The following is a 23,720-nucleotide window of genomic DNA, read 5'->3' as shown; positions in this document are numbered from 1 at the left end:
ATAAATTTTAAAAGTTCAATAGGGGTCATCTTTTATTCTTAAAGTGCAAATTTCTTATTTTATTTTGACATTCCCTCCCCAAGGTTTGTTCTTGATCCGATTTAACCGCAAAGAACGCCAAGATTTAATTTTACTTTACGCATAGAAAACACAAAGTTCGCAAAGCTAGATCAAGACAAAGCTTTGCGAACTTTGTGTTTTCTAAAAAGCATACTTTAAAAATCTTTGCGGACTTTGCGGTTAAATCAACACTATTTTATATTCCAAACTATTTATTTCTTCTTATATTTATATGTCATTATTATCTCAATGGAACATTCCGGTCAGAAACTAGATAAATACTATATCAAGAAAGTAGATGCCGATAAAAAAAGCATTTACTGTCACCACGATCTGATGGGTGAATTGTTTGTGCCCACACACAAACATGATAAAGCGCAATTGTTATATGCCGAAGGTGATGTAGTTTTTGTAACAACAGAAACCAAAACATACTTTTTGCCGGCAAGACATTTTATTTGGATCCCCAGTGGTGTTGCGCATAGTATTGAGCCAAAATCTGAAAGTGTGACCATGCGAAACTTATATTTTCCGGTTGAAAAAGACGAAGATATATTTTATAAAAGTGAGGGTATTTACCCGGTCAATAATTTATTATTGCAAATGATGCTTTTTACCAATAGGTGGAATGGTGATCTTAAAAAAGGAAGTCCGAATTTTGCCATTGCCAAAGCCATCAAAGCAATATTACCTCAAATTTGCCTGACCAATTTACCTTTAGAATTACCGCAGCCCAAAGATCCGCGTTTGAGTAAAATTCTGCGCCATATAGAGAATAATCTGGGCGAAACGATTCTGTTTGCTGAGGTTGCACATCAATTTGGGTATAGCGAACGCTCTTTGTATCGCTTGTTTCAGAAAGACCTTAATATGTCATTCATTCAATATTATACCATTCGAAGAATTCTAAAAGCAATTGAGCTTTTATTAGAAAGAAAACTTTCGGTAAAAGAGGTAGCGCTGGAAGTTGGTTATAATAGTGTTCCGACATTCAGTAATACTTTCTTTAAATTCCTCGGACAAAGACCTTCTGATTACTTAAATAGGGAAGAGATTTTAGAAAGGAAGTAAAATTTTTTATTTCACGCAGATTTTACAGATTTAAGCAGATCTAGCAGATAATCAATATCAAAAATCTACTAAATCTGCGAGAGATTTTCACTTCAAAATAAAATAATCTACGTACATCTGTTTAAAATCTGCGTGAAACCCAAATTTATATATTTTTTTACAACGTGTTGTTTTTCAATATTTTAATATAACGTTTTCGGGAAATAAAATTTTAACATTTGTCCGAAATGAATATGTTATTGACTTTTTAGAATTATCAGTCACCAAAAAAATGCAGGAACTTTGCAGTATTAAAATCTTAAAATATTCATGTTCCTTAAAACAACAAATTCTACAGAAGATTGTTTTCTCAAAATCGTGTTGATATTTATAATCGTATTAACATTCAGTAATGTACAAGCACAGGAAATTCATTCGGTTTCGTTAAGTGAAGCAGTGAAACTGGCCAAAGAAAACAATAAAAAAATCCTTAGATCTCAATTAGAGACTACGCTCTCAGAGCAAAACATCAAAGAAAGAAAAGAACTCCGTTTGCCGGATATCGAATTAAACGGTGTGTATTCTAGAATTACCAATATTACGGAATTCAAAGGAAGCGGTTTTTTGAAAGACAAAGAGGTAACGAAGGCGATTCCTGAAATTTATGAGGTGAATTCTACTTTTAAAATGCCAATTTATGCTGGAAACAAGATTAATAACGCCATTAAAATTGCCAATCAGGAAAACGAAATTGCCAAAATAAAAACCGAAAAGACCGAAAATGATATCGAGCTTGAAGTGGTGGCCAATTATCTGGCGATTTATAAAATGATGGAACTTCAGAAGATTTTTGAAGAAAACATCAAAGAAGAAAAAAGCCGATTAAAAGAAGTTCAGTCCTTGCAAAAACACGGAACCGTTACCAAAAACGAAGTGCTTAGGGCAGAATTACAACTTTCTGATCGTGAATTAAACTCTTTGACGAATTCCAAAAATATAAAAATCGCCTTGCATGATTTAAAAACTTTGATTCAGCTTCCGGAAAACGAAGAAGTAGCGATCGATACTACGGCCAATATGGATAAAATGAATGGCTTGGATCCGTATGATTTTTATTTACAAAAAGCTTTTGAGAATGAAGAAATGCGAATCGCCAGCCAGGAATTAAACATCAAAAAAACAGAACTGAAATTGGTGAAAGGAAATTATCTGCCAACGGTCAATTTCTTTGGTAATTATGGTTTTTATTATCCGAACTACAAATTTTTTCCGCCAAATCCGTATTTGTACACTTTAGGCCAAATTGGTATCGAAGCGCATTTTGATATTTCGGCTTTATATAAAAACAAAACTAAAGTTCAGCAAGCTACGACGCAAATCGAATGGCAAAAAATGCAGTCTGAAATTATAAAAGATGAAATTCAGGACAAGTTGTTTAAAGAACATACACAATATCAGGAAATCCTTGAAAAATTTGTGGTGGTTGACAAAGCTTTGGATTTGGCCAATGAAAATTACCGAATTGTAAAACTGAAATACTTAAATCAATTGGTTTTGATAACCGAAATGGTCGATGCTGACAATGCTTTATTACAGGCAAAATACAATAAGATCTCTACCCGATTGGATGCGATTCTTAAACATTATGAATTACTTCATACGGCCGGAATAATGCCAAGCGAGATTTAGTTTAAGAAGAAAGAGAATAGAGGCAAGAAGAAAGAAGTTAGAATCAAGAGAATAGAATCAAGATAATAGAAAAAGATATAGAGTTTATGGTTAAGATAAAAAATGAAACTAAAAGAAACAGAACGTTTCATGTATTAATAACAGTTATTGCCTGCATTTTAGTAGCAAGCGGAATCATTTTAGGGATTTGGTTTTATGTGTTCAATAGTAATCACGAAGAAACCAATGACGCGCAGGTTGAGCAATATGTAACGCCAATAATGTCCAGAATTACTGGTTATGTGCAGGAAGTTCGTTTTGATGAAAATCAGTTTGTACATAAAGGCGATACTTTGGTGGTGATTGATAATCGAGAATACAAATCAAAATTGAATGTGGCGCTGGCCGATGTTCAAAGCGCGAAACAAAGCAGCGTTGTGGCCGAGAAAAATGTGGCTACAACAGCAAGTTCAACCGCAATTGGAGAATCGCAATTGGCTGCAGCCAAAACCAATCTTTGGAAAACAAAATTAGAATACGAACGTTACCAGGCTTTGGTAAAAGACGAAGCCGCAACATCGCAACAATTAGAGAAAGTACGAGCAGATTACGAATCGGCGCAAGCCCATTTTCAGGAAATGCGAGAAAGAATTCAGTCTTCGAATTTAAGTACTTCTCAGGCGCAGGCCAATGTTCCTACGATGCAAACCAATATAGCATCGAAACAAGCTGTGGCTGATAATGCGGCATTGTTTCTTTCGTACACCATAATTACCGCGCCATATGACGGTTGGGTTGGAAAAAGAACTTTACAACCTGGCCAAATGGTCAAAGAAGGACAATCGTTGCTTTCGATAGTAAGTAAAGAAAAATGGATTACGGCCAATTTTAAAGAAACACAATTGCAATATTTAACCGTGGGTCAAGAAGTTCGCATTCAGGCCGATGCTTTGAGTGGTAAAGAATTTACAGGAATGATCACTTCATTATCTCCTGCAAGTGGTGCGAGATTTTCGTTATTGCCACCGGATAATGCAACAGGAAACTTCGTGAAAATCGAACAAAGAATTCCGGTTCGTATTCAATTAAAAGAAACCAATAAACACGCTGAATTTTTAAGAGCCGGAATGAATATCACCGTTATCGCCGAACACCAATAAAATGGAAGATAAAAGTATTTTTAAATCCTGGGTTCCAAAATGGGCAATCATTATTATTTTGTTTGTCTGTCTCTTGCATTCCATGATTTTATTGGGAGTTTATACTTCAAACGTAACCTATGCAGCAAGTTTTCTGGACATTGAGCCCGAAGATTTGCAGTTTGCAATGTGTGTTACCTACGGAACTTTGCTGGCCACGATTTTGATCGAAAGTAGATTTTCGAGTTTTTTCCCTGCCAAAAATTATCTCATGGCGGTTTATTCCGTTATTGGGATTACGATAATTTCATCGGCCTATATTACCAATTTTTATGTCTTTTTATTGCTGCGTGTTGCCGAAGGGATTTTAATGGCGCTTCCGGTAATTACGATCAGACAATTATTGATCGAGCAATTCAATTCTAAAAACGCCATCATAATAGGTTTCTCCTTTTATTACGGCTCGCTGTTATTGTCAACGCCGTTTATTATGAATATCGCCGTTTGGTTTCTGGATCATTACGATTGGAAATACATGTTGTATGTTTCGGGCGGACTTCAGGTTCTGAATGTCTTTTTGATTCTGGTTACTTTTCGCGGACATAGAATCACAAAGAAAATTCCGTTGTATCAAATCGACTGGATCAGTTATATTTTGGTTTTAACGGCGATTCTTTGTGGCGCTTACTTTTTTGTTTATGCCGAAAAAAAATACTGGTTTGAGTCTTCGCACATGGTTTTAATGCTAATGATTGCCTTGATTACAGGAGGTTTGTTTATTTTTAAAGAGCTTTTGGTAAAAAGACCCACTTTTGATTTCGAAGTTTTTAAATACGCCAATCTCCGAATTGGGTTTTTACTATTCTTCCTGTTTTATATCAGCAGAGCAACATTGAGTCTTTGTCATTCGGCGATGTATTCGATCTGGAATTGGGATCCATCCCGAGTTGCCGGAGTACAATACATAAACGGATTAGGAAACGTAATCGGACTTATTTTAGCTGCTTTTTTCCTGATGAAATCCATTTCGACCAAAGTCATTTTTATCATTGGGTTTTCACTAATTGCGTTATTTCACTTTTGGTTTACATTCCTTTTTGTACCCGATGTCGCTTTATCAGACATTATCATTCCGTATATTCTGCAAGGTATTGGCGTTGGATTCTTATTTGTACCGTTAATATTATTCACCACATCATCGGTTCCGGCAAAAATGGCGGTTTCTTCGGGAATTGTTGGGGTTTCAGGACGTTTCTGGGGAAGTACAATTGGATTTTGCGTGATGCAGAATGCGATGGTATTTTTAAACAAAAAACACTTTCTTAAACTAAGCCAATTCGTAACCGGAGATAATCCGCAAGCTCAGGAAACCATCACCAAAACAGCGCAAAGTTTCGCTGCAAAAGGTTATTCGCTTGACGAGTCGAATGCACTTGCCTTAAAAAAAGTCTTCGGAACCATCACCAAACAATCGACTCTATTGGCCGATATGGAGATTTATACCATCGTAGGTTATGGTTTGGTGGTTTTAATTATTCTTATCGCATGCAATCAGCATTTAAGACAAACAATGACGTTGGTTAAAAGTAAGATTTGGATAGGGTAGGTTTGTTTCAAGTTTGAGGTTTCAGGTTCAAAGTTGTTCGCATTTTTTGTCATCCTGAGCGAAGTCGAAGGACACGCAAGAAACTCCGCAACGAAAGCCCAATCTTTGTCGGGTTTAATCTCGCAAAGTCGCGAAGGCGCAAAGATTTTATTTTAAAGCCACAGATTAATAAGATTTAAAGGATTTTTTTCACGCAGATTCTACAGATTTTAGCAGATTTAATTTTGATTATAATAATATCTGCGTTTATCCGCTTAGATCTTTTTAAAATCTGCGTGAAACAAAAACTTTGCGACTCTGCTCCCGATAGCTATCGGGATTGCGAGATTAAAAAAAACTCAGCGAATCTCTGCGAGAAACCTCCGCGAATCTCTGTGAAATAATCCTTTATTACCTTATCTTGCAACCGTTAAAAAAATAAAATACAATGAAGCAGCAATGTGTAATTTTTGATATGGATGGCGTGATTTGTCACACCAATCCGCATCATGCAAAAGCTTTCGAAGCATTTTTCGATAAATATCAAATTTCTCACTCAGAGCAGGAGTTTGAAGAACATATGTACGGAAAACATAATGGATATATTATGACGCATTTCTTCAAGCGCCCAATTGCGGGAGAAGAACTCGTAAAACTAGAAGACGAAAAAGAAGGAATGTTTCGCGAAATTTATAAAGAAAAAGTCGAAACCATTCCGCATTATTTGGATTTTTTAGGCGAACTGAAATCTCGTGGATTCAAAACGGCTGTGGCAACATCTGCACCGCGAGCGAATCTTGATTTGATTATGGGCGCACTAAAATTCGAAGACAAAATGGATTCTGTAATGGCAAGCGAAGACGTAAAATTTCACAAACCAAATCCCGAAGTATATCTTGAATCTGCCAAACGCGTTGGTGTTTCTCCGTCTGATTGTATTGTTTTCGAAGATTCTTTTTCGGGAGTTACAGCGGGCTTAAATGCAGGAATGAAAGTCGTGGGTGTTTTGAGTACGCATACAAAAGAACAGCTTCCGCCATGTAGTTTTTATATCAATGATTATAGTGAAATTAATGTCGATAAAGTTTTGGAATTATTAAACAGCTAGAATTTTTAAACCATATAAGTGATATAAGTTCATTTAAATACAGCCTTTGTCAAAGTTTCGAACTTTGACAAAGGTTTTTTTACGCACAGTTTGTCATTTCGAGGAACGAGAAATCCTCGCAAGTAACTCCGCAACGAGATTCCAATCTTTGCCGAGCTTCTCGCGAGGATTTCTCCCTTCGCTCGAAATGACAAGATTGGGGTTACTTTGCGCTCCAAGGGATTGATCCCGATAGCTATCGGGACTAGCTACAAAATAAATCATTCCTCCGGAATTTTACAAAGAGTTCCGGAGGAACGGAACATATTGTAGGGATGGATTTTAATCCATCTTTGCAGTTAGAAATGATAAAGTAAGCGAATAGCCTTCAGTTTTTAACTGGAGGTTTTTTTATGTTTAAAGAAAGGGTTTGGCTAAAATTCGGTTTTTTTATAAGAAAATAATAATTAAAGTTGAAGGCATATATGGGTTCAAATGAAAATAAGTTTTGAGGAATTTTGCTTTTCAAACTTTAAAATTATGAACAAAAATCATCTTTCAAAAGAAGTTGAAACGAGACTAAAAGATTTTTTTATTGATGTTATGGATCCCGTAGATATGGCAAAGACGATACGACAAGTAAATCATATTCTTTCTTTATGTGTAATGCGAGGATGCGAAACGGTAGAATCTGAAATAAAAAATATTGAAGATAATTTTTACTGGCTCAATAAATTAGCCGAAGCTTTAGATCCTTATTTGGATGTTGATTGAAAACAAGCTGTATTTTACGTGCAGTTTGTCATTCTGAGGAACGAAGAATCACACAAGTAATTCTACAAAGATTGGCGACATTCTGTGCGGAGTTTCTATTGTGATTCTTCGTTCCTCAGAATGACAAACGTTGGGTGTGCGTTACGTTTCAAGGGATTGATCCCGATAGCTATCGGGACTGTCTACAAAATAAATAATTTCTCTGGAATTTTATAAAGAGTTCCGGAGGAACGAAACATATTGTAGGGATGGATTTTAATCCATCATAGGTAATAAAAGTTTTGTGCAATTATCGAAAAATAAAATAATAATTATCATAAAGCGCCTGATTAATATTCCAGCATTTCATAATAGTTTTTTAATTCAATAGCTCGGGATTTTATAATTTCCTTTTTCTTGTCTTTTGCAACACAATACCACATAGTTCCTTGTTTGATTTCAAAAAAATATTTCGATATAAACAGAAATTCTTTATCCCGATAAGAGATCCATTGTTTTTGGGAATTTTTTAGAACTTCAAAATCTTCATTCTTAAGTTTGGTTTTAAGAAGATTGTAATATTTATTCAATTCTTTGTCCCAGCCTTCTTGTGCTGTTATGATGCAATTGCATTGATCGGCATTTGATATGTCGTCTTTGTCAAGGCATTTTTTTTCCTGAATATCGATTAAATTTTCTTTTTTGCTTTTTGTTTGCGAAAAAACGGTAAAAGAAAAGATGCTAAAAAGAATTATAAATAATTTACTCATTCAAAGTGTTGTGTTTAATTATGATCAAAAAAAGAGAAATAAAGTCATTTCTTCTTTAAGATTATCTTTCAAAAATAGAAATACAAAAGTAGAAATATGATATTCTTGTGGTCTGTTTATCAACAACTTTATCGGCCAAAAAAGAAAAGGTATGTAAAACAAAAAAGCTTCTGATTTCTCAGAAGCTTTTTTTCAGTGCGGATAATAGGACTCGAACCTACACGCCTTGCGGCACCAGATCCTAAGTCTGGCATGTCTACCAATTTCACCATATCCGCTCAATTGTGGGTGCAAAGATAAACATAACTTCTATATTTCAAAGCATTTTTTGAAAAAAAATATTAATTCTCTTTTTTGTATTTTTGAAATTCTATAAAAATTATTTCAATGGAAAATATTAAGTCCTACGTTCAACAACATAAAGATCGCTTTATCAATGAGTTGATCGAATTATTAAAAATTCCGTCGGTAAGTGCCGACACTGCATATTCGCAAGATGTTATCGATACTGCCGAGGCCGTAAAGGAAAGTTTATCAAAAGCAGGCTGTGATTTAGTCGAAATTTGCGATACTCCGGGGTATCCAATTATATATGGAGAGAAAATAATCGACCCAAATTTACCAACAGTTCTTGTTTATGGACATTATGATGTTCAACCACCAGATCCAATCGAATTATGGACATCGCCACCATTCGAACCTGTAATTAAAAAAACTGAAATCCACCCAGAAGGCGCAATCTTCGCTCGTGGTGCCTGCGATGACAAAGGTCAAATGTACATGCACGTAAAAGCGCTGGAGCTTATGGTGCAAACCAATACTTTGCCATGTAACGTAAAATTCATGATCGAAGGCGAAGAAGAAGTAGGTTCAGCAAGTTTGGCCTGGTTCGTAGAACGCAATCAGGAAAAGCTGAAAAACGATGTAATTCTTATTTCAGATACCGGAATGATCTCGAACCAACAACCGTCGATCACGACAGGTTTACGTGGTTTAAGTTATGTTGAGGTTGAGGTTACAGGACCAAACCGCGATTTGCACTCTGGTTTATACGGTGGAGCAGTGGCGAACCCAATCAATGTTTTGGCAAAAATGATCGCTTCTTTGCATGACGAAGACAATCATATTACCATTCCTGGTTTCTACGACAAAGTTCAGGAATTATCTGCTGAGGAAAGAGCCGAAATGGCAAAAGCGCCTTTCAGTTTAGAAAAATATAAAAAAGCCTTAGACTTAAACGATGTTTACGGCGAAAAAGGATATGTAACCAACGAACGCAACTCAATCCGTCCAACATTAGACGTAAACGGAATCTGGGGCGGATATCAAGGCGAAGGAGCAAAAACGGTTATTGCGAGCAAAGCATTTGCTAAAATCTCCATGCGTTTGGTTCCTAATCAGGATTGGCATGAAATCACAGAACTTTTTACGAAACATTTCCTAAGTATTGCACCAGCTGGAGTTACCGTAAAAGTAACGCCGCACCACGGTGGGCAAGGTTATGTTACGCCAATTGACAGTATTGGATACAAAGCGGCAAACAAAGCCTATACCGAAACTTTTGGAGTTCCTGCAATTCCGGTTCGTTCTGGCGGAAGTATCCCAATTGTAGCTTTATTTGAAAAAGAACTAAAAAGTAAAACCATTCTTATGGGCTTCGGTTTAGACAGTGATGCAATTCACTCACCAAACGAGCACTTCGGAATCTTTAATTTCTTAAAAGGAATCGAGACTATTCCGTTGTTTTACAAATATTTCGTAGAGCTTTCTAAGTAATAGTTTTGCCGCTAAGACGCTAAGACACAAAGTTTTTTAGGTTTCGCTCTTTGTCAAAGTTTAAAACTTTGACAAAGATAAATCTCAAATTATATAAAATCCGTTTATTCTTTAAGAGTAAGCGGATTTTTTTATGGGCGTTCCCTACGGTCGGGCTATCCGCTATATCTTTTTGTTTTTAAAGAAAAAACAAAAAGGATATCGCTCCTATCCCTAACGCTTAAAGAAGATTCAAAGGTTTAAAAAAGGTTCAAAGTTGCAAAGGAACAAAGTGACAAAGGTTTTTCTCATCAGAATTGAATAGTCCCTAGCTTTAGCCAGGGGATTTTTTAGAAGAAAGAATTGGCTTTAGCCAAAATTTTTAAACGCCTGAGAATTTATTTGGCTAAAGCCATGCTCTTTATTCTTACAGTAAACCCCAGCTAAAGCTGGGGTCTATTCAAAAACCTTTGTCACTTTATGTATTCTAAAAACTCAGATCCTTAGAAACTTAGCAACTTTTTTTGTATATTAAAAAAATAACTCTACATTTGTAGAGTAACATCTATAAGTGTAGAGTTAAACTAAAAATATGAAAAACCTTCTTTTACTATTTTTTTGCGGAATGATGCTTTTTAGTTGTAAAAGCAAACCCATCAATCAAAAGATTGATAAAAAGAAAGAAGGACTTTGGGTCGATAATTACGAACAAGATAGTACGACATACAAATCGTTCGAATATTATAAAAATGATCAGCCGGTAAAAAAGTGGAAATCCTACATCAACGGAAAAATCTACAAAACCGAAAAATACAAAAACGGAATCTGTATCGTAAGATATTATTATGAAAACGGAAAATTACAATCAAAAGGAAAAACAAAAATCGAAGTCAATGCGGTAGAAACACATTGGTTCTATTTTGGAGATTGGAAATTCTATTCAGATAAAGGAAAACTAACCGAAATTAAAAAATACAATAATGGGGATTTGATTTCAGAAAAAGCAATACAATAGCCCACGGGTTTTACGGATGAAACGGATTGACGCGGATTTTTTTTATAGAATATAGAATATAGAATATAGAATATAGAATATAGAATATAGATTAATCGTAATCATCAAAAAAATCATTTCAATCATTCAATCAGTGGCAAAAAAAACTCAGCCACTTAGAATCTCAGAACCTTAGCACCTTAAAAATAAAAACATGCAACTATCAAACTCAGAAGAACAATTAATGGAACATCTTTGGAAGCTTGAAAAAGCTTTTATGAAAGATTTACTCGAAGCGTATCCGGAACCAAAACCCGCAACCACAACGGTGGCAACGCTTTTGAAACGAATGATCGATAAGAAATTCGTAGCCTATAACGAATTCGGAAATTCTCGAGAATATTATCCTTTGGTCGAAAAGACCGTTTATTTCTCGAAACATGTAAACGGATTAATCAGCAGTTTCTTTAATAATTCAGCATCACAATTTGCTTCTTTTTTTACCAAAGAAACCAATTTGTCAACATCAGAATTAGAAGAACTTAGAAAAATAATCGATTCAGAAATTCAAAAAAAGAAAAAATGATACTCTATCTTTTAAAATCAGGAATACTGCTTTTGGTTTTCTACGCAGTATATAAATTATGGCTTGAAAATGAAAAAATGTTTCGTTTCAATCGCATTTATCTATTAGGAAGTTTGGTTTTTAGTTTCGTGATTCCGTTGCAGCTTATTTCGTTCAATGCTGGTTTTTCGAACAAAATTGGATTCATTCAACTTGAAGAATTGGTAATTCAAAAAAGTAATGAAAATGCTGAGATGATTTCAGTAAATGATTTTGCATTTGTTTTAATTGGAGTTGTTTACACCTTTATAGTTTTGATGTTAACGATTCGTCTTGTTCTGAATTTGTATTCATTTTACAAAAGAATAAAAAATAATCAGGTAGAATTTATACAAGGCGAAAAAATAGTTTTAATCGAGCAACCTATTTTGCCACACTCTTTTTGGAAATCGATTTTCATCAATAAAAATGAATTCGAAAAAGGTAAAATTCCATCAGAACTAATAGCGCATGAGAAAGCACATTTAGATCAAAAACATACTCTGGATATTCTTTTTATAGAAGTTTTGCAAATTGTTTTTTGGTTCAATCCATTGTTGGTCTTTTACAAAAAAGCAATCAAACTCAATCATGAATTTCTGGCAGATGAAGCTGTGAATAAACAGTTTGGATCTGTAAAAAGTTATCAGAATCTATTATTGGACTTTGCTTCAAATAAAAAGACAGTTGCCTTAGCAAGTAATATTAATTATTTAATAACTAAAAAACGTTTACTTATGATGACCAAAAAAGAATCTCCGATTAAAATTGTATTAAAAGTATTTAGTGTAGGTGTAGTATATGCTTTGTTATTGTTTGTTTTTAGTACAAAAGCAACGGCTCAAAAAGCATTGAACAAAGCTGATGTTAAAGAAAAAAACCTTTATGTACTCGCCGATGTTGAAAAATTACCTGAATTTCCAGGCGGTCTCCCAGAATTCTATAAATTTATTGGAGAAAATTTTAAAATGTCTGCAGAAGCTAATAAAATTAAGATTAAAGGAAAGGCTTATATGCAATTCATCATTGAAAAAGACGGAAGCTTATCGGAAATTAAAACCATAAAAGATCCAGGTTACGGATTAGGCGATGAGGCAATCCGCGTTTTAAAGCTTTCCCCAAAATGGACAGCAGCTACTCAGGAAGGAAAAGCCGTTCGAGTAATGTACAGTTTACCAATTACATTTCAGTCTGCGGAATAGTTTTTTTACGGTTCAAAGAAGCAGAGAGGCAAAGGGCCAAAGGTTTTCTTTTGATATGAATAGGCTCCAGCTTTAGCTGGAGTTTTTTTTAGAAAAGAATTGGCTTCAGCCCAAATCTTTAATCCTAATTAAATGTGTTTTTTTAGCTATAGCCAATTCAAAAATCTTTGTGTCTTAGCGCCTTTGTGGCTAGAAAAAAATTTAGTCCTTTAAAAAAAATCCGCTTCTAGTCAGTAGAAGCGGATAAAATTAAAAACTAAAAAAATTCTAAAAAAAAAAACCAACAAAACCAGACCTTAAAACAAGTCTGGATTATATCCAAAATAGGGCATATTTTGTTCGTTGAAAATAACCCCATATTCTTCTAACTCTTTTAAAATAGGCTGATACACTTCTTTTTTTATCGGAAGCTGTACGCCCGGAGTTGTAATTTTTCCGTTCAAAATCAATAAAGTTGCCATTGCAACCGGTAAGCCAACGGTTTTTGCCATTGCAGTATAAGTTTGGTCGTCGCCAATACAAACCATTTTCGAATCGATTTGCTGTTTTTTGCCATTTAGGATGTATCCAAATTTATGATACATCACAATCATGTCTTTGTCATTTGGTTCTAATGTCCAGCTGTCAGACAATATTTTTTCTAATATTTGCGCCGGAGTAGCATTGGGCAAATTGACTTTTTTGTCGGCATTAAATAAATCCAGTTCCAAAAGTTTGTCCCACATAATATCGTCCTGATCGATTTTTAAAATCAATCGCGTTTTAATTTCTACAGAATCTGTTGGGTGATAAGGCAAAAACGAATTAACGAACTGGCGATAACTCATGTTTTCAGAATCTTCCATGATATAACTATCATCTGTCATGCCCAATTGCACAAACATATTCCAGGCTTTTGAGTAACCCACTCTTCTGATAGTACCACGATATAAAGTCAGAATATCATCTAAACCATAAATCGATCTGTATTTAAGCGAATCACGGTTCGAATATGCTTCAAATTTTCCGTAACCTTCTACTTCCAGAAATTCGGTTCTGCGAAAAACAGTTCCGTACGGGATATATTTATAAGTACCTTCCTGAATAAATTTTGCTGCACCGCCTTGTCCGGCCAAAACTACATTTCTGGGTGCCCAGGTAAATTTGTAATTCCATAAATTATTATCACATTCAGGAGCCACTAATCCGCCGCAGAATGATTCGAAAAGAAGCATATTGCCACCTTGCGCCCTAATTTCGTCAATAACTTTCATGGCGCTCATATGGTCGATTCCGGGATCAAGACCAATCTCGTTCATGAAAATCAAATTGTTTTTCCTGGCTTCTTCGTCAAGCGCCTGCATGGCATCACTAATATAAGAAGCTGTAACAAGGTGTTTTTTGAATTCGATACAATCTTTGGCGATTTCGATATGCAAATGAGCAGGCAACATCGAGATTACAATAGATGCTTTTTCGATTGCTGCTTTTCTTTCTTCGGTCTCAAAAATATTTAAAGCAATTGGAGTGGCGTTAGGATGATTCTGAGTCTTTTTTTCGGCCAAAGCCAAAGACAAGTCAGCTACCACAAGGTGTAGGTTTTCGCTTTCTGATTTTGCTAATAAATAACGTATCAGCGACGATGCAGATCTTCCGGCTCCAAAGATTAAAATACTTCTCATTGTTTAAATTTGTAACACAAATATATTAAAATGTTAAATATATAACAATTTTAATTTTCAAAAAGTGTATTATTTTTTATTTTGAAGCCAAATTGTAATGAATTTCTTTTTCCGGAAAAGATTTTTGAAAACTCAAATGCTTTTTAGAATGTATTGAAGTATTTTTGTTGGAGAATAAAAAGTATAGAAAATATGAAAAGAAGAATTGTTTTAGCAGCAGCTTTTATGGGAATGTTATCAATCATTTTGGGTGCCTTTGGTGCTCATTTACTCAAAAAATATTTATCTATAGAAGAGTTAAATACTTTTGAAGTTGGTGTTCGTTACCAAATGTATCATGCTCTGTTTTTACTTTTTCTTTCGACCAGAAAAGATATCGCTGAAAAAACCGTAAAAGCAATCTACAATTTGGTTGTTGCAGGTGTTCTTCTGTTTAGTGGTTCTATCTATTTATTAGCTACTAAAAGTCTTACGGTTTTCGATTTCAAAATTATCGTATTCGCAACTCCTTTGGGTGGTTTTCTATTAATTATTGCTTGGGCGGTGTTATTTGTTACGATTTTGAAGAGAAAATCATAAAATCCCGAATAAAAAATTCTATCTAAAAATTAATCTTTAATTTTGTCACATAAATAACATATAATCTTATTTATGTGAATTTCTCTTGTTTTTTACTTTAATATGTAAATAATATAACAAATTCATTTAATAGATTATAAGAAAGCAAATTTGAAGCCGTTATTTTTTTATTTTATTGATTTTAAAGATCAAATTTTACTTTATTAATATAAATAAAAGTAAAATTTAATTTTTTTTAAAGGATTAATAATAAATCTGTAATTTTGCTTCTTACTAAATATCACACACAACTTAAAATTTATGGACAGTCACACAGTTTTCTCGCAATCGATTTCGTTAAATGACTTAGGAATTGAAAATGCAAAAGTTCGTTACCAATTATCTGCTGATGAATTGCATGCTATCACTTTGCAATCAGGCCAAGGTGTCGAGAATTCTACAGGCGCATTGGCAATTAATACAGGTGAATTTACAGGGCGTTCTCCTCAGGATCGTTTTATTGTAAAAGATAATATTACAGAGGATAAAGTTTGGTGGGGAAATGTAAATATTCCTTTTGACCCAACTGCTTTTGAAAAATTGTATAATAAGGTAACTCAGTTTTTATCAAACAAAGAAGTTTTCGTTCGCGATTCTTATGTTTGTTCTGATCCTAATTATAGATTAAATGTTCGTGTTGTTACAGAAACGGCCTGGTCGAATTTGTTTTGCTACAATATGTTCTTAAGACCAGAAGAATCTGAACTTGCAAACTTTACTCCGGAATGGACAGTAGTTTGTGCTCCAAGTTTTATGGCAGATCCTGCTGTAGACGGAACACGCCAGTCTAATTTTGCTATTTTAGATTTTACTAAAAAAATAGCACTTATTGGAGGAACGGGTTATACAGGAGAAATGAAAAAAGGGATTTTCTCTGCTTTAAACTTCATCTTACCGGTTTTCGAAAATACATTACCAATGCATTGCAGTGCCAATGTGGGTGAAGCCGGAGATACTGCTATTTTCTTTGGATTATCAGGAACCGGAAAAACAACTTTATCAGCAGATCCTGCACGTAAGTTAATTGGAGACGATGAACACGGCTGGACAGCAGAAAATACAGTTTTTAATTTTGAAGGAGGTTGCTACGCAAAAGTGATCAATTTAACCGAAGAAAACGAACCGGACATTTTTAGAGCGATTAAAAAAGGAGCGTTGTTAGAAAATGTGGTTTTCAAACCGGGAACAAACGAAGTAGATTATGATGATGTTTCTATCACTCAAAATACACGTGTAAGTTACCCAATAACACATATCGATAATATTCAGCCAGGTTCTATCGGGCACAATCCTAAAAATATATTTTTCTTAACGGCAGATTCTTTCGGAATTTTGCCTCCAATCTCAAAATTAACTCCGGGTCAGGCAGCGTACCATTTTATCTCAGGATATACCGCAAAAGTTGCAGGAACAGAGGCAGGAGTTACAGAACCACAACCTAATTTCTCAGCTTGTTTTGGAGCACCATTTATGCCCTTACACCCAACACGTTATGCCGAAATGCTAACCAAGAAAATGAAAGACGCAGACGTAAAAGTTTGGTTGATCAACACAGGTTGGACAGGCGGAGCATACGGAACAGGAACGCGTATGAAACTAAAATATACCCGTGCCATGATTACCGCTGCATTAAACGGAGAATTGGACAATGTAGAATATAAAAATCATGCAGTATTTGGAATCGCAAAACCACAATCTTGCCCTAACGTTCCAACTGAAATTTTAAATCCTAGAAATACTTGGGAAGATCCTGAGTTATACGATAAAAAAGCACTGGAATTGGCTCAGAAATTCAAAGCGAATTTCGCCAAATTTGAAGAGTTTGCCAACGCTGAAATCTTAGCCGGCGCACCGATTACAGAATAAGGAAGATTACTAATTCAAACTAAAAAAAGCTGTTCAGTGATGAACAGCTTTTTTGTTTTCTATGAAAATTTTGAATTGTAGTATTGTTATGTCAGGCTGAGCGAAGTCGAAGCCCACGCAAAGCAATTCGACTTCGCTTTTTGACGCATTGAAAATGTGATTTAGTTTGCGGCTTTACGCTGCGGGGCTTCGACTTCGCTCAGCCTGACAAATCGGGGCTTAGTTTTGGTTTTAACTCACAGTTTAGAAACTGAAAACTGCGACTGAAAACTGAAAACTGAATACTATTTCTTAGCGTCGATACGTTTTTGCATTAAATCCCAGGCGTAATAATGAAAAGTCATTCCGTTGCTCATGGCTACGAAAAGTCCGTTTTTGAAGTTTCCTCCTAAATTTACGCTGGTAACATCGGCACCATCACATTCTATTGTTGATGTTGGAATTTCTGCTAACAAAGGATAATCGTTTGGATTTCCTTTTGCACCTTCTCTTGGATATACCATAAAAGTGTTTGCTTGCTGGTTCGATACTAAAATATATCCCGTAGAATCTGTTTTTTTGTAAATGGCGATTCCTTCATTATCGGCTTTAAAACCAGTTTTTCCAAAAAGAGCCATTTCTTTATTATCATTTAAAGCAGGATCGGCTTTGTATTTTCTGATTCCGAATTGTTCGTCGCAATACAAAATTGTTCCTAATTCATTATCAACCGCAATCGCTTCGATTTCTTTCTTTCCGCTGTAAGCGCCAAATTTTCTAACCACTTTTGCTGTAGCAAATTTCCCGTTTCCTGAAAGTTCATATTGCCATAAATAACTTCCTGATGGTCCTGATTTTCTGCCTACCACAGCAAATATTTTCCCATCGCTTTTTCTGGTGTACAAAGCAATTCCCATGGGGTCACGCAATTCTTCTCCATCAAAAACAGAAATTCCGCCGTTATCAATTGCTTTTAGATCCGGTAAACTAAAGATTCTTATTTTGTTCGATTCGCGTTCTGTGGTTACAGCCACGTCAACTTTTTTTCCGTCGATTACTAAACCGTAAGCGATATCAACATTATTCGGGCGTTTTAAAACTTCTGATTTTGCAACGATTTTCCCCTTTAAATCAAAAGCATACAAACCGCCGTCTGTATCTTTATCTGTTCCTACGATAATACTTTTAGAAGCATCTGTTGGATGAATCCAGATCGAAGGATCGTCTGTATCGTGAGGTAAAGCTTCGGTAACAACGGTTGGTTTTACTGCATTTGCAGCAACGGGAGCAAGTTTGTCATCTTTACAAGCTGTGAATAAAGTACTTAAGAGTAAAAATGCTATTATGGATTTATTTTTCATTATGGATTTCATTTTAATAAAACGAGACAGAACCGCTAAGTTCTGCCTAATTTAAGAATTTTATAAATTGATTATTACAAGTCAAGTTTCAAACCAAAATTATATCTCGCCTGATAGTACTCTGCTTGTTTGGTATGCGCCTCAACTCCTTGATAGTAACGTAAAGGCTGGTTAGTTAAATTGTTGGCTTCGGCAAAAAGACGAAGTTTTGGTGTAATCTTGTAAGAAGCATTAGCATCTAAGAAAAATTGTTTGTCGTAGTAACTGTCTTTATAAGATTCAGAACCTAATTCATCTAAATAATCTGAAGTGAAATTGGTCGAAACTCTGGCAGAAAAACGTTTGTTTTCCCAAGATAAAGATCCATTAAACATATGTGGCGTTGTTCCCGGAAGACTGATATTATTTCTTTCGTTTCCGTCTTCGTCAGCAATTCCTTTTGCTTTAGATTTTGTGTAAGTGTAATTCAAATAGATACCAAATCCTTTAAGGAATTTCCCCGGAAGGAAATCTAACTGACGTTGAAAAGCAACTTCGAAACCATAAACATCAACTGTATCTCCGTTTCTTGATTGTAAAAATGACCAGTTTTCTCCTGTCGGAATTGGGTTGGTTTGGTTAGGAAAATCAGCAGCAAATTTCGCAGCATCGTATTGATTATCGCTATAATTGTAAATGAAATTATCTAATTTTTTGTAGAAAACTCCTCCAGAAATTAAACCAACAGATTTGAAATAATTCTCGGCCATGAAATCATAGTTGTAAGAGTAAGTGGCTTCAAGATCAGGATTTCCGGCAGTAATTTCTTTATCGGCAGCAATATTGTTTACATAAGGAGCCAATGCATAATAGTTTGGTCTTGCTAAAGCCGTTGTAACAGCTGCTCTTAAAACTAAATCTTTTGTCGCATTATATTGCAAAGAGATACTTGGCAATAAATTGGTATAAGAGTTTTTTGTGTTGATTTGGCTCTCTAATTCTTCTTCATCCAAAACGCGGTTTCCGGTATAATCAATATGAGTATTTTCAACTCTGAAACCTAAAACCATAGATAGCTTATCATTAAAATCCTGATCCCATCTTACATACGCAGCATAAATACTTTCTTTTGCATTATAGTTTACCGCTAAATATTCTGCAGGATCTGATGTTTTGTCGAATAATGTTGCGTTATTTAAATCTAAACTTCCTAAAAAGCTTGCAGATGCAAAAGCTCCCGGAACATATTTACTACCCGGATTAAAGTTTTTTCCATCATAATAACTGTTTGGAACTTCAGATAATAATTCCATTCCGTCGTTCATTGGCTCATAAGAATAGAACATGTTATTTCTTTCTTTTTCTTTCAATCGAAGTCTAAGTCCTGTTCTTAATCTTCCTTTTTCAGATGGAATAATGCTGAAAGGAAAACGAATATTAACTTTTGCTCCAAATTCACTTTCGCTTGTTTCGTCTGTGTTTTCTGTTACAGAGTCAAATTTGAATTCATCTGTAGATTCTCCAACAGTTGTCATTAACGGAAATCTGATATCAGATAAATCTTCTGTCATTTCAAGACCTTTCTGACGGTATTCGATGTAACGTTCCTGTGGACGATATTCTCTTGCTTTTGCATAATTCGCTGACCAGTCTAAATCTAATTTAGAGTTGATTAAATGTTCACCTCGAATAGAGTAATTTTGTACACGTTGATCTTCTAATCTTCTGTTTTTATTACGATCATTATCAACTCCACCTTTTGTCTGACGTTTTACACGACCTTCAAAACCTGTAATTTGTTCTCCGTTATAAATAGGTTCGATATCATCATATGTAGTTCTAAAACGGTTTTCTCTGTCGTCTCTCCAGTTATAAATGGCATTGGCGAAAATGGTATTATTTTCGTCAAATTTATAATCTAAAGCTACAGATCCGCTGCGGCGAATACGTTGTACATCGTACTTTCTAATTTCTGAAGCTTGCAGATATTCATTCCCGAATTCATCTTTTACCCATTCGTTTTCGATATTATCAGAACCGTAGTTGACATTATTATACGATCCGCTGAAAACTGCTCCTAATTTATTATCTAAAAAACGATTTCCATAAACTAATCCTGCTGTATAAGTGGCGTGTTCGCGAATAGGCATATAACCACCCGCAACCGTTGCAGAGATTCTTTCGCCATTTGGAGTCGCTCTGGTTACTAAATTTACAGAACCTCCAATTGCATCAGCATCCATGTCTGAAGTCAATGTTTTATTTACTTCGATAGTCGAAATCATATCAGACGGAATCAAATCCATCTGCACGTTTCTGTTGTCTCCTTCTGCAGAAGGGATTCTATCACCATTTAAAGTTACCGAGTTCAAAGACGGAGCCAAACCTCTAATGATAATGTTACGCGCTTCACCCTGATCATTTTGCATCGTGATACCCGGAACACGTTTTAAAGCGTCTCCAACGTTAGCATCCGGAAAACGACCCATTTGATCAGATGAAATTATGTTTCCAATGTTTTTACTGTTCTTTTGTTGGTTCAAAGCTTTGGCCTGACCTTTTAAAATGTCTCCAACAACCACTTCGTTCAATTCGGTTCCCGAAGTTTTAAGTGCAAAATCGATTACGTTATTTTTGCCTTGTTCTACAGTAATTTCCTGAGTTATGGCGGTATATCCTATATATTTTACTTCTACTTTGTATGTTCCAACATTAATGTTCAATAATTCAAAACGACCATTATAATCTGAAACCGTGTATTTGTTTTCGCCAACAATTTGAATCATAGCTCCCGGTAAAGGAAGTTTGTCATCAATATCTAATATTTTTCCTGAGATTATGGCTTTTTGGGCATAACCCGAAAAGGCCAATAGCATGAATGTTATTACTAAATAAATTTTTTTCATTGTGTTTTAGTTTGTTTTGTTGCGAAACTAGAACCTTAATGTTATTAAAGACGTTGGAAAAAATTAAGGTAGTGTTATGATTCCTTCCCAAGATTAGAAATAGATTAATGTTAAAATAACATTTAATAAAAAAGGAATTTTTATAAGCGCAACAGAAAACAAATCAACTATTTAACACAGAATTAAATTTTTGGCGCTAAATTTGCCGTATCACACGAGCCCGGAGGGCGAACTGACGAAGTAATCATCAATCAAAAATCATCAATCATGTTAAAACAATTTTTTATCCTGTGTTCTGGGGCAGATCGAGACATTCTCGAAGGTTGTTCAGAAGGCGAACAAACCAAATATGTTGGTATAGGCGCCACCGTTTTCTTCACTGCCGTTATGGCTTTTCTGGCCAGTGCTTATGCGCTTTTTACTGTTTTCGACTCTATTTATCCGGCTGTAGCTTTTGGGTTTGTCTGGAGTTTGTTAATTTTTAATCTGGACCGATTTATTGTTTCTACGATTAAAAAAAGAGATCGTTTTTTTGATGAATTTCTACAAGCGACACCCAGAATCATGTTGGCCGTTATTATTGCTATCGTAATTTCGAAACCTTTGGAGATTAAAATTTTCGAAAAAGAAATTAATACTGTTTTATTGAAAGAAAAAAATGAAATGGAATTGGCTAACAAAAAACAAGTTGGTAATTATTTCAAATCAGATTTAGATAAAAATAAAGCTGAGATTGCGGCTTTAAAAACAGATATTCTGAATAAAGAGAAAGAAGTAAACTCACTTTATTCTACTTATATCACAGAAGCTGAAGGAACTACAGGAACTAAAAAACTCGGAAAAGGTCCGGTTTATAAAGAAAAGCGAGAAAAACACGATGCGGCATTAAAAGAATTTGAAACTCTAAAAGCAACAAACGAAGCTAAAATTGCCGACAAAGAAAAAGCAGGCAAACAATTGCAAGCTGATTTAGATAAAAAAGTATCGCAAACACAGCCCATCATTGAAGGTTTTGACGGACTAATGGCGCGTATTAATGCTTTGGATAAATTGCCATGGTTGCCGTCATTCTTTATTATGCTGTTATTTTTGGCGATCGAAACGTCTCCAATTATTGCCAAACTTTTAGCTCCAAAAGGCGAATTCGATTTTAAACAAGAAGAAGCCGAAACAGCTATGAAAGCAACTTTGGCACAAAACAAATACCAACGTGATTTATTGGTAAAAACTAGTGCCCAAATGCACGATAAGGTTTATGCTGATATCGCCGAAGATAAAAATCTATACGATCTGCAACGTAAAAATGCAACGGAGTTATTAGAACTGCAATCGAATAGTTTTGTAGAAAAGCAGAAAGCAACTTTGTAGAGAGTTTAACCGCAAGGAGCGCAAGGATTTACGCAAGGTTCGCAAAGATTTATAAAAGAAAAACCATCAGTTGAAGCTGATGGTTTTTTTATGTTTTTAATCGCGTTCTTTGCGTAAATCCTTGCGCTCCTTGCGGTTAAGAAAGATTTTTACATATAGCTCAATATTTCTTTTTTGTAAGCATCATATTCACCTTGCATGATTAAACCATTATCAAGCAATTTTTTATAATTCTGTAATTTATCGAAAAGTTCTTCTTTCGATAAATCACTTAACTTGCGGTCACCTGTTGCAGGTTGCGCTGGCTGAATTGGCTCATAAGTTTCTGTATAAGATGGAGTAGTAGCCGGCATAATTTCAGCATAATTGGTTACTTCTTCTGTCTCAACTTCTTCGACTTCGTCTTCAATATCGTCTTCTTCTTCAACGACTTGTGCTGTTTCTACGATTGGCGTTTCGGCTACAACAGGATTTTTTATTAAATCCAATTGCTCTTTTGCGTAAGTATATATTTTTCTGGCCTGAATTTTCGGAATGTAATCAATCGAAATTGAAAAATCAGTATTAGTATTAAATGAGAATTCAGAACCTAAAATATTTTCCTTTACAAAAGCACCTGCAACATTATCCCAGGTATAATCTGTAAAATCCATTGAAAGGCCTAAATTTTTAGGCTGACAAATAATGATTCGTTTGTTTGTTAATACAATACTATCAGGAAAAACAGTAATTGCCGGTTTTTTTTGAACGGCAATATATCCAATTTCTTCACCTTTCATCAATAAATCATTGAGTTTTGAAGTGATTTTTTCAATCGCTTTTGGATCTTGTTCTTCGTTCAGAAATTTTTTAAATTGTTCTTTCATGGTTTAATAAAGTTGCTGAGTTACTAAGTAACTGAGTTGCTAAGTTTTTTGACTGACATTGCAAATGTAATGCCTAATTTTCTAATTCAATAATTTCATTCTGAATTTTCTTTGTCAAACTTTTGAAAACCAATTCATACGAATGATCGATTAATTCTTTGATCAAAGTGTTCGATAAATTTCCGTTTAAGGCAATCGTATTCCAATGTACTTTGCTCATATGGAAACCCGGTTTTATCTCGTCATATTCTGCTCTCAGTTCCTGGGCACGTTCCGGATCGCATTTTAAATTTACCGATGGTTCGTTTTTCTCCCACTGAGAAAGTGAGGATAAAGCAAACATTTTTCCGCCCACTTTAAACACTAAAGTATCTTCATCAAAAGGAAAATGTTCGCTGACACCTTTTTTCGAAAGACAATATTCGTAATACGTTTCCAGATTCATATTA

General features: G+C 34.9%; 19 protein-coding genes and 1 tRNA gene. 13 read left to right on the top strand and 7 right to left on the bottom strand.

The genetic code is table 11. The annotated features are described in order from the left end of the window. Positions 1–309 precede the first annotated feature (309 nt). The 6 genes from ACIDC4_RS22945 to ACIDC4_RS22920 all read left to right on the top strand — a co-directional run bounded on the left by ACIDC4_RS22945 (position 310) and on the right by ACIDC4_RS22920 (position 7,363). Positions 310–1,131, top strand: coding sequence for an AraC family transcriptional regulator (locus ACIDC4_RS22945; RefSeq protein ID WP_131422207.1), 822 nt, complete (start codon positions 310–312; stop codon positions 1,129–1,131). A 357-nt stretch (positions 1,132–1,488) separates the two neighbouring features. Next, on the top strand, positions 1,489–2,799 hold the full coding sequence (locus ACIDC4_RS22940; RefSeq protein ID WP_412045246.1) for a TolC family protein: 1,311 nt from the start codon (positions 1,489–1,491) through the stop codon (positions 2,797–2,799). Positions 2,800–2,885: 86 nt separating this feature from the next. Then, positions 2,886–3,938, top strand: coding sequence for an HlyD family secretion protein (locus tag ACIDC4_RS22935; RefSeq protein ID WP_412045247.1), 1,053 nt, complete (start codon positions 2,886–2,888; stop codon positions 3,936–3,938). Position 3,939: 1 nt separating this feature from the next. Continuing rightward, positions 3,940–5,523, top strand: a complete 1,584-nt coding sequence (locus tag ACIDC4_RS22930; protein ID WP_412045248.1) for an MFS transporter — start codon at positions 3,940–3,942, stop codon at positions 5,521–5,523. 427 nt (positions 5,524–5,950) lie between these two features. After that, on the top strand, positions 5,951–6,610 hold the full coding sequence (locus ACIDC4_RS22925; RefSeq protein WP_412045249.1) for an HAD family hydrolase: 660 nt from the start codon (positions 5,951–5,953) through the stop codon (positions 6,608–6,610). 519 nt (positions 6,611–7,129) lie between these two features. Next, positions 7,130–7,363, top strand: a complete 234-nt coding sequence (locus tag ACIDC4_RS22920) for a hypothetical protein (protein ID WP_412045250.1) — start codon at positions 7,130–7,132, stop codon at positions 7,361–7,363. 329 nt (positions 7,364–7,692) lie between these two features. Here the strand turns inward: ACIDC4_RS22920 and ACIDC4_RS22915 are convergent, their stop codons facing one another. Further along, positions 7,693–8,112 carry a lysozyme inhibitor LprI family protein gene (locus tag ACIDC4_RS22915; protein ID WP_078006379.1) on the bottom strand — a complete coding sequence of 140 codons (420 nt, stop codon included), beginning with the start codon at positions 8,110–8,112 and terminating at the stop codon, positions 7,693–7,695. A 196-nt stretch (positions 8,113–8,308) separates the two neighbouring features. Further along, positions 8,309–8,390 (bottom strand) — tRNA-Leu (locus ACIDC4_RS22910). A 109-nt stretch (positions 8,391–8,499) separates the two neighbouring features. Between ACIDC4_RS22910 and ACIDC4_RS22905 the strand changes: the two genes are divergently transcribed. From ACIDC4_RS22905 to ACIDC4_RS22890, 4 genes are all read left to right on the top strand, one after another. After that, positions 8,500–9,888: a dipeptidase gene (locus ACIDC4_RS22905; RefSeq protein ID WP_412045251.1), complete on the top strand. Its 1,389-nt coding sequence runs from the start codon at positions 8,500–8,502 to the stop codon at positions 9,886–9,888. A gap of 571 nt (positions 9,889–10,459) precedes the next feature. After that, the gene (locus ACIDC4_RS22900; protein WP_412045252.1) at positions 10,460–10,882 is read left to right on the top strand and encodes a toxin-antitoxin system YwqK family antitoxin; all 423 of its coding nucleotides are present in this window, start codon (positions 10,460–10,462) and stop codon (positions 10,880–10,882) included. A gap of 193 nt (positions 10,883–11,075) precedes the next feature. Continuing rightward, positions 11,076–11,447: a BlaI/MecI/CopY family transcriptional regulator gene (locus tag ACIDC4_RS22895; RefSeq protein WP_194620443.1), complete on the top strand. Its 372-nt coding sequence runs from the start codon at positions 11,076–11,078 to the stop codon at positions 11,445–11,447. Then, entirely contained in the window at positions 11,444–12,667 is a 1,224-nt protein-coding gene (locus ACIDC4_RS22890) for a M56 family metallopeptidase (protein ID WP_412045253.1), read from the top strand. The genes ACIDC4_RS22895 and ACIDC4_RS22890 overlap by 4 nt, the downstream gene beginning before the upstream one ends. A 296-nt stretch (positions 12,668–12,963) precedes the next feature. Here the strand turns inward: ACIDC4_RS22890 and ACIDC4_RS22885 are convergent, their stop codons facing one another. Beyond that, positions 12,964–14,328, bottom strand: coding sequence for a saccharopine dehydrogenase family protein (locus ACIDC4_RS22885; RefSeq protein ID WP_412045254.1), 1,365 nt, complete (start codon positions 14,326–14,328; stop codon positions 12,964–12,966). A 192-nt stretch (positions 14,329–14,520) separates the two neighbouring features. Between ACIDC4_RS22885 and ACIDC4_RS22880 the strand changes: the two genes are divergently transcribed. Both ACIDC4_RS22880 and pckA read left to right on the top strand, forming a co-directional pair. Continuing rightward, positions 14,521–14,907 carry a DUF423 domain-containing protein gene (locus tag ACIDC4_RS22880; protein ID WP_230034689.1) on the top strand — a complete coding sequence of 129 codons (387 nt, stop codon included), beginning with the start codon at positions 14,521–14,523 and terminating at the stop codon, positions 14,905–14,907. 300 nt (positions 14,908–15,207) lie between these two features. Continuing rightward, positions 15,208–16,812 carry a phosphoenolpyruvate carboxykinase (ATP) gene (pckA, locus tag ACIDC4_RS22875; protein ID WP_412045255.1) on the top strand — a complete coding sequence of 535 codons (1,605 nt, stop codon included), beginning with the start codon at positions 15,208–15,210 and terminating at the stop codon, positions 16,810–16,812. A gap of 284 nt (positions 16,813–17,096) precedes the next feature. On the opposite strand, the gene ACIDC4_RS22870 is transcribed toward pckA, so the two are convergent. Together ACIDC4_RS22870 and ACIDC4_RS22865 are read right to left on the bottom strand one after the other, a co-directional pair. Then, positions 17,097–18,152: a phytase gene (locus ACIDC4_RS22870; protein WP_412045256.1), complete on the bottom strand. Its 1,056-nt coding sequence runs from the start codon at positions 18,150–18,152 to the stop codon at positions 17,097–17,099. A 74-nt stretch (positions 18,153–18,226) separates the two neighbouring features. Then, a complete protein-coding gene (locus tag ACIDC4_RS22865) occupies positions 18,227–21,037 on the bottom strand; it encodes a TonB-dependent receptor (RefSeq protein ID WP_412045257.1) in 2,811 nt (936 codons plus the stop codon). Between the two features lie 267 nt (positions 21,038–21,304). Here ACIDC4_RS22865 and ACIDC4_RS22860 point away from each other — a divergent pair, with 267 nt between their 5' ends. After that, positions 21,305–22,405, top strand: coding sequence for a DUF4407 domain-containing protein (locus tag ACIDC4_RS22860; RefSeq protein WP_412045258.1), 1,101 nt, complete (start codon positions 21,305–21,307; stop codon positions 22,403–22,405). Between the two features lie 149 nt (positions 22,406–22,554). Here the strand turns inward: ACIDC4_RS22860 and ACIDC4_RS22855 are convergent, their stop codons facing one another. Together ACIDC4_RS22855 and ACIDC4_RS22850 are read right to left on the bottom strand one after the other, a co-directional pair. Further along, positions 22,555–23,271, bottom strand: a complete 717-nt coding sequence (locus ACIDC4_RS22855; RefSeq protein WP_412045259.1) for a PH domain-containing protein — start codon at positions 23,269–23,271, stop codon at positions 22,555–22,557. A 73-nt stretch (positions 23,272–23,344) separates the two neighbouring features. Further along, a complete protein-coding gene (locus ACIDC4_RS22850) occupies positions 23,345–23,716 on the bottom strand; it encodes an MmcQ/YjbR family DNA-binding protein (protein ID WP_121322673.1) in 372 nt (123 codons plus the stop codon). Between the last annotated feature and the right edge of the window lie 4 nt (positions 23,717–23,720).

It is taken from the genome of Flavobacterium sp. C3NV (assembly GCF_046825355.2).
Lineage (GTDB): Bacteria > Bacteroidota > Bacteroidia > Flavobacteriales > Flavobacteriaceae > Flavobacterium.
The sequence above is the reverse complement of the archived record's forward strand: the minus strand, read 5'-3'. Positions and strand labels throughout refer to the sequence as shown.

Coding starts and splice junctions, on each gene's coding strand:
- ACIDC4_RS22945 (WP_131422207.1), top strand. CDS start 310: ATGGAACATTCCGGTCAGAAACTAGATAAATACTATATCAAGAAAGTA.
- ACIDC4_RS22935 (WP_412045247.1), top strand. CDS start 2,886: ATGGTTAAGATAAAAAATGAAACTAAAAGAAACAGAACGTTTCATGTA.
- ACIDC4_RS22930 (WP_412045248.1), top strand. CDS start 3,940: ATGGAAGATAAAAGTATTTTTAAATCCTGGGTTCCAAAATGGGCAATC.
- ACIDC4_RS22925 (WP_412045249.1), top strand. CDS start 5,951: ATGAAGCAGCAATGTGTAATTTTTGATATGGATGGCGTGATTTGTCAC.
- ACIDC4_RS22920 (WP_412045250.1), top strand. CDS start 7,130: ATGAACAAAAATCATCTTTCAAAAGAAGTTGAAACGAGACTAAAAGAT.
- ACIDC4_RS22915 (WP_078006379.1), bottom strand. CDS start 8,112: ATGAGTAAATTATTTATAATTCTTTTTAGCATCTTTTCTTTTACCGTT.
- ACIDC4_RS22905 (WP_412045251.1), top strand. CDS start 8,500: ATGGAAAATATTAAGTCCTACGTTCAACAACATAAAGATCGCTTTATC.
- ACIDC4_RS22900 (WP_412045252.1), top strand. CDS start 10,460: ATGAAAAACCTTCTTTTACTATTTTTTTGCGGAATGATGCTTTTTAGT.
- ACIDC4_RS22895 (WP_194620443.1), top strand. CDS start 11,076: ATGCAACTATCAAACTCAGAAGAACAATTAATGGAACATCTTTGGAAG.
- ACIDC4_RS22890 (WP_412045253.1), top strand. CDS start 11,444: ATGATACTCTATCTTTTAAAATCAGGAATACTGCTTTTGGTTTTCTAC.
- ACIDC4_RS22885 (WP_412045254.1), bottom strand. CDS start 14,328: ATGAGAAGTATTTTAATCTTTGGAGCCGGAAGATCTGCATCGTCGCTG.
- ACIDC4_RS22880 (WP_230034689.1), top strand. CDS start 14,521: ATGAAAAGAAGAATTGTTTTAGCAGCAGCTTTTATGGGAATGTTATCA.
- pckA (WP_412045255.1), top strand. CDS start 15,208: ATGGACAGTCACACAGTTTTCTCGCAATCGATTTCGTTAAATGACTTA.
- ACIDC4_RS22870 (WP_412045256.1), bottom strand. CDS start 18,152: ATGAAAAATAAATCCATAATAGCATTTTTACTCTTAAGTACTTTATTC.
- ACIDC4_RS22865 (WP_412045257.1), bottom strand. CDS start 21,037: ATGAAAAAAATTTATTTAGTAATAACATTCATGCTATTGGCCTTTTCG.
- ACIDC4_RS22860 (WP_412045258.1), top strand. CDS start 21,305: ATGTTAAAACAATTTTTTATCCTGTGTTCTGGGGCAGATCGAGACATT.
- ACIDC4_RS22855 (WP_412045259.1), bottom strand. CDS start 23,271: ATGAAAGAACAATTTAAAAAATTTCTGAACGAAGAACAAGATCCAAAA.
- ACIDC4_RS22850 (WP_121322673.1), bottom strand. CDS start 23,716: ATGAATCTGGAAACGTATTACGAATATTGTCTTTCGAAAAAAGGTGTC.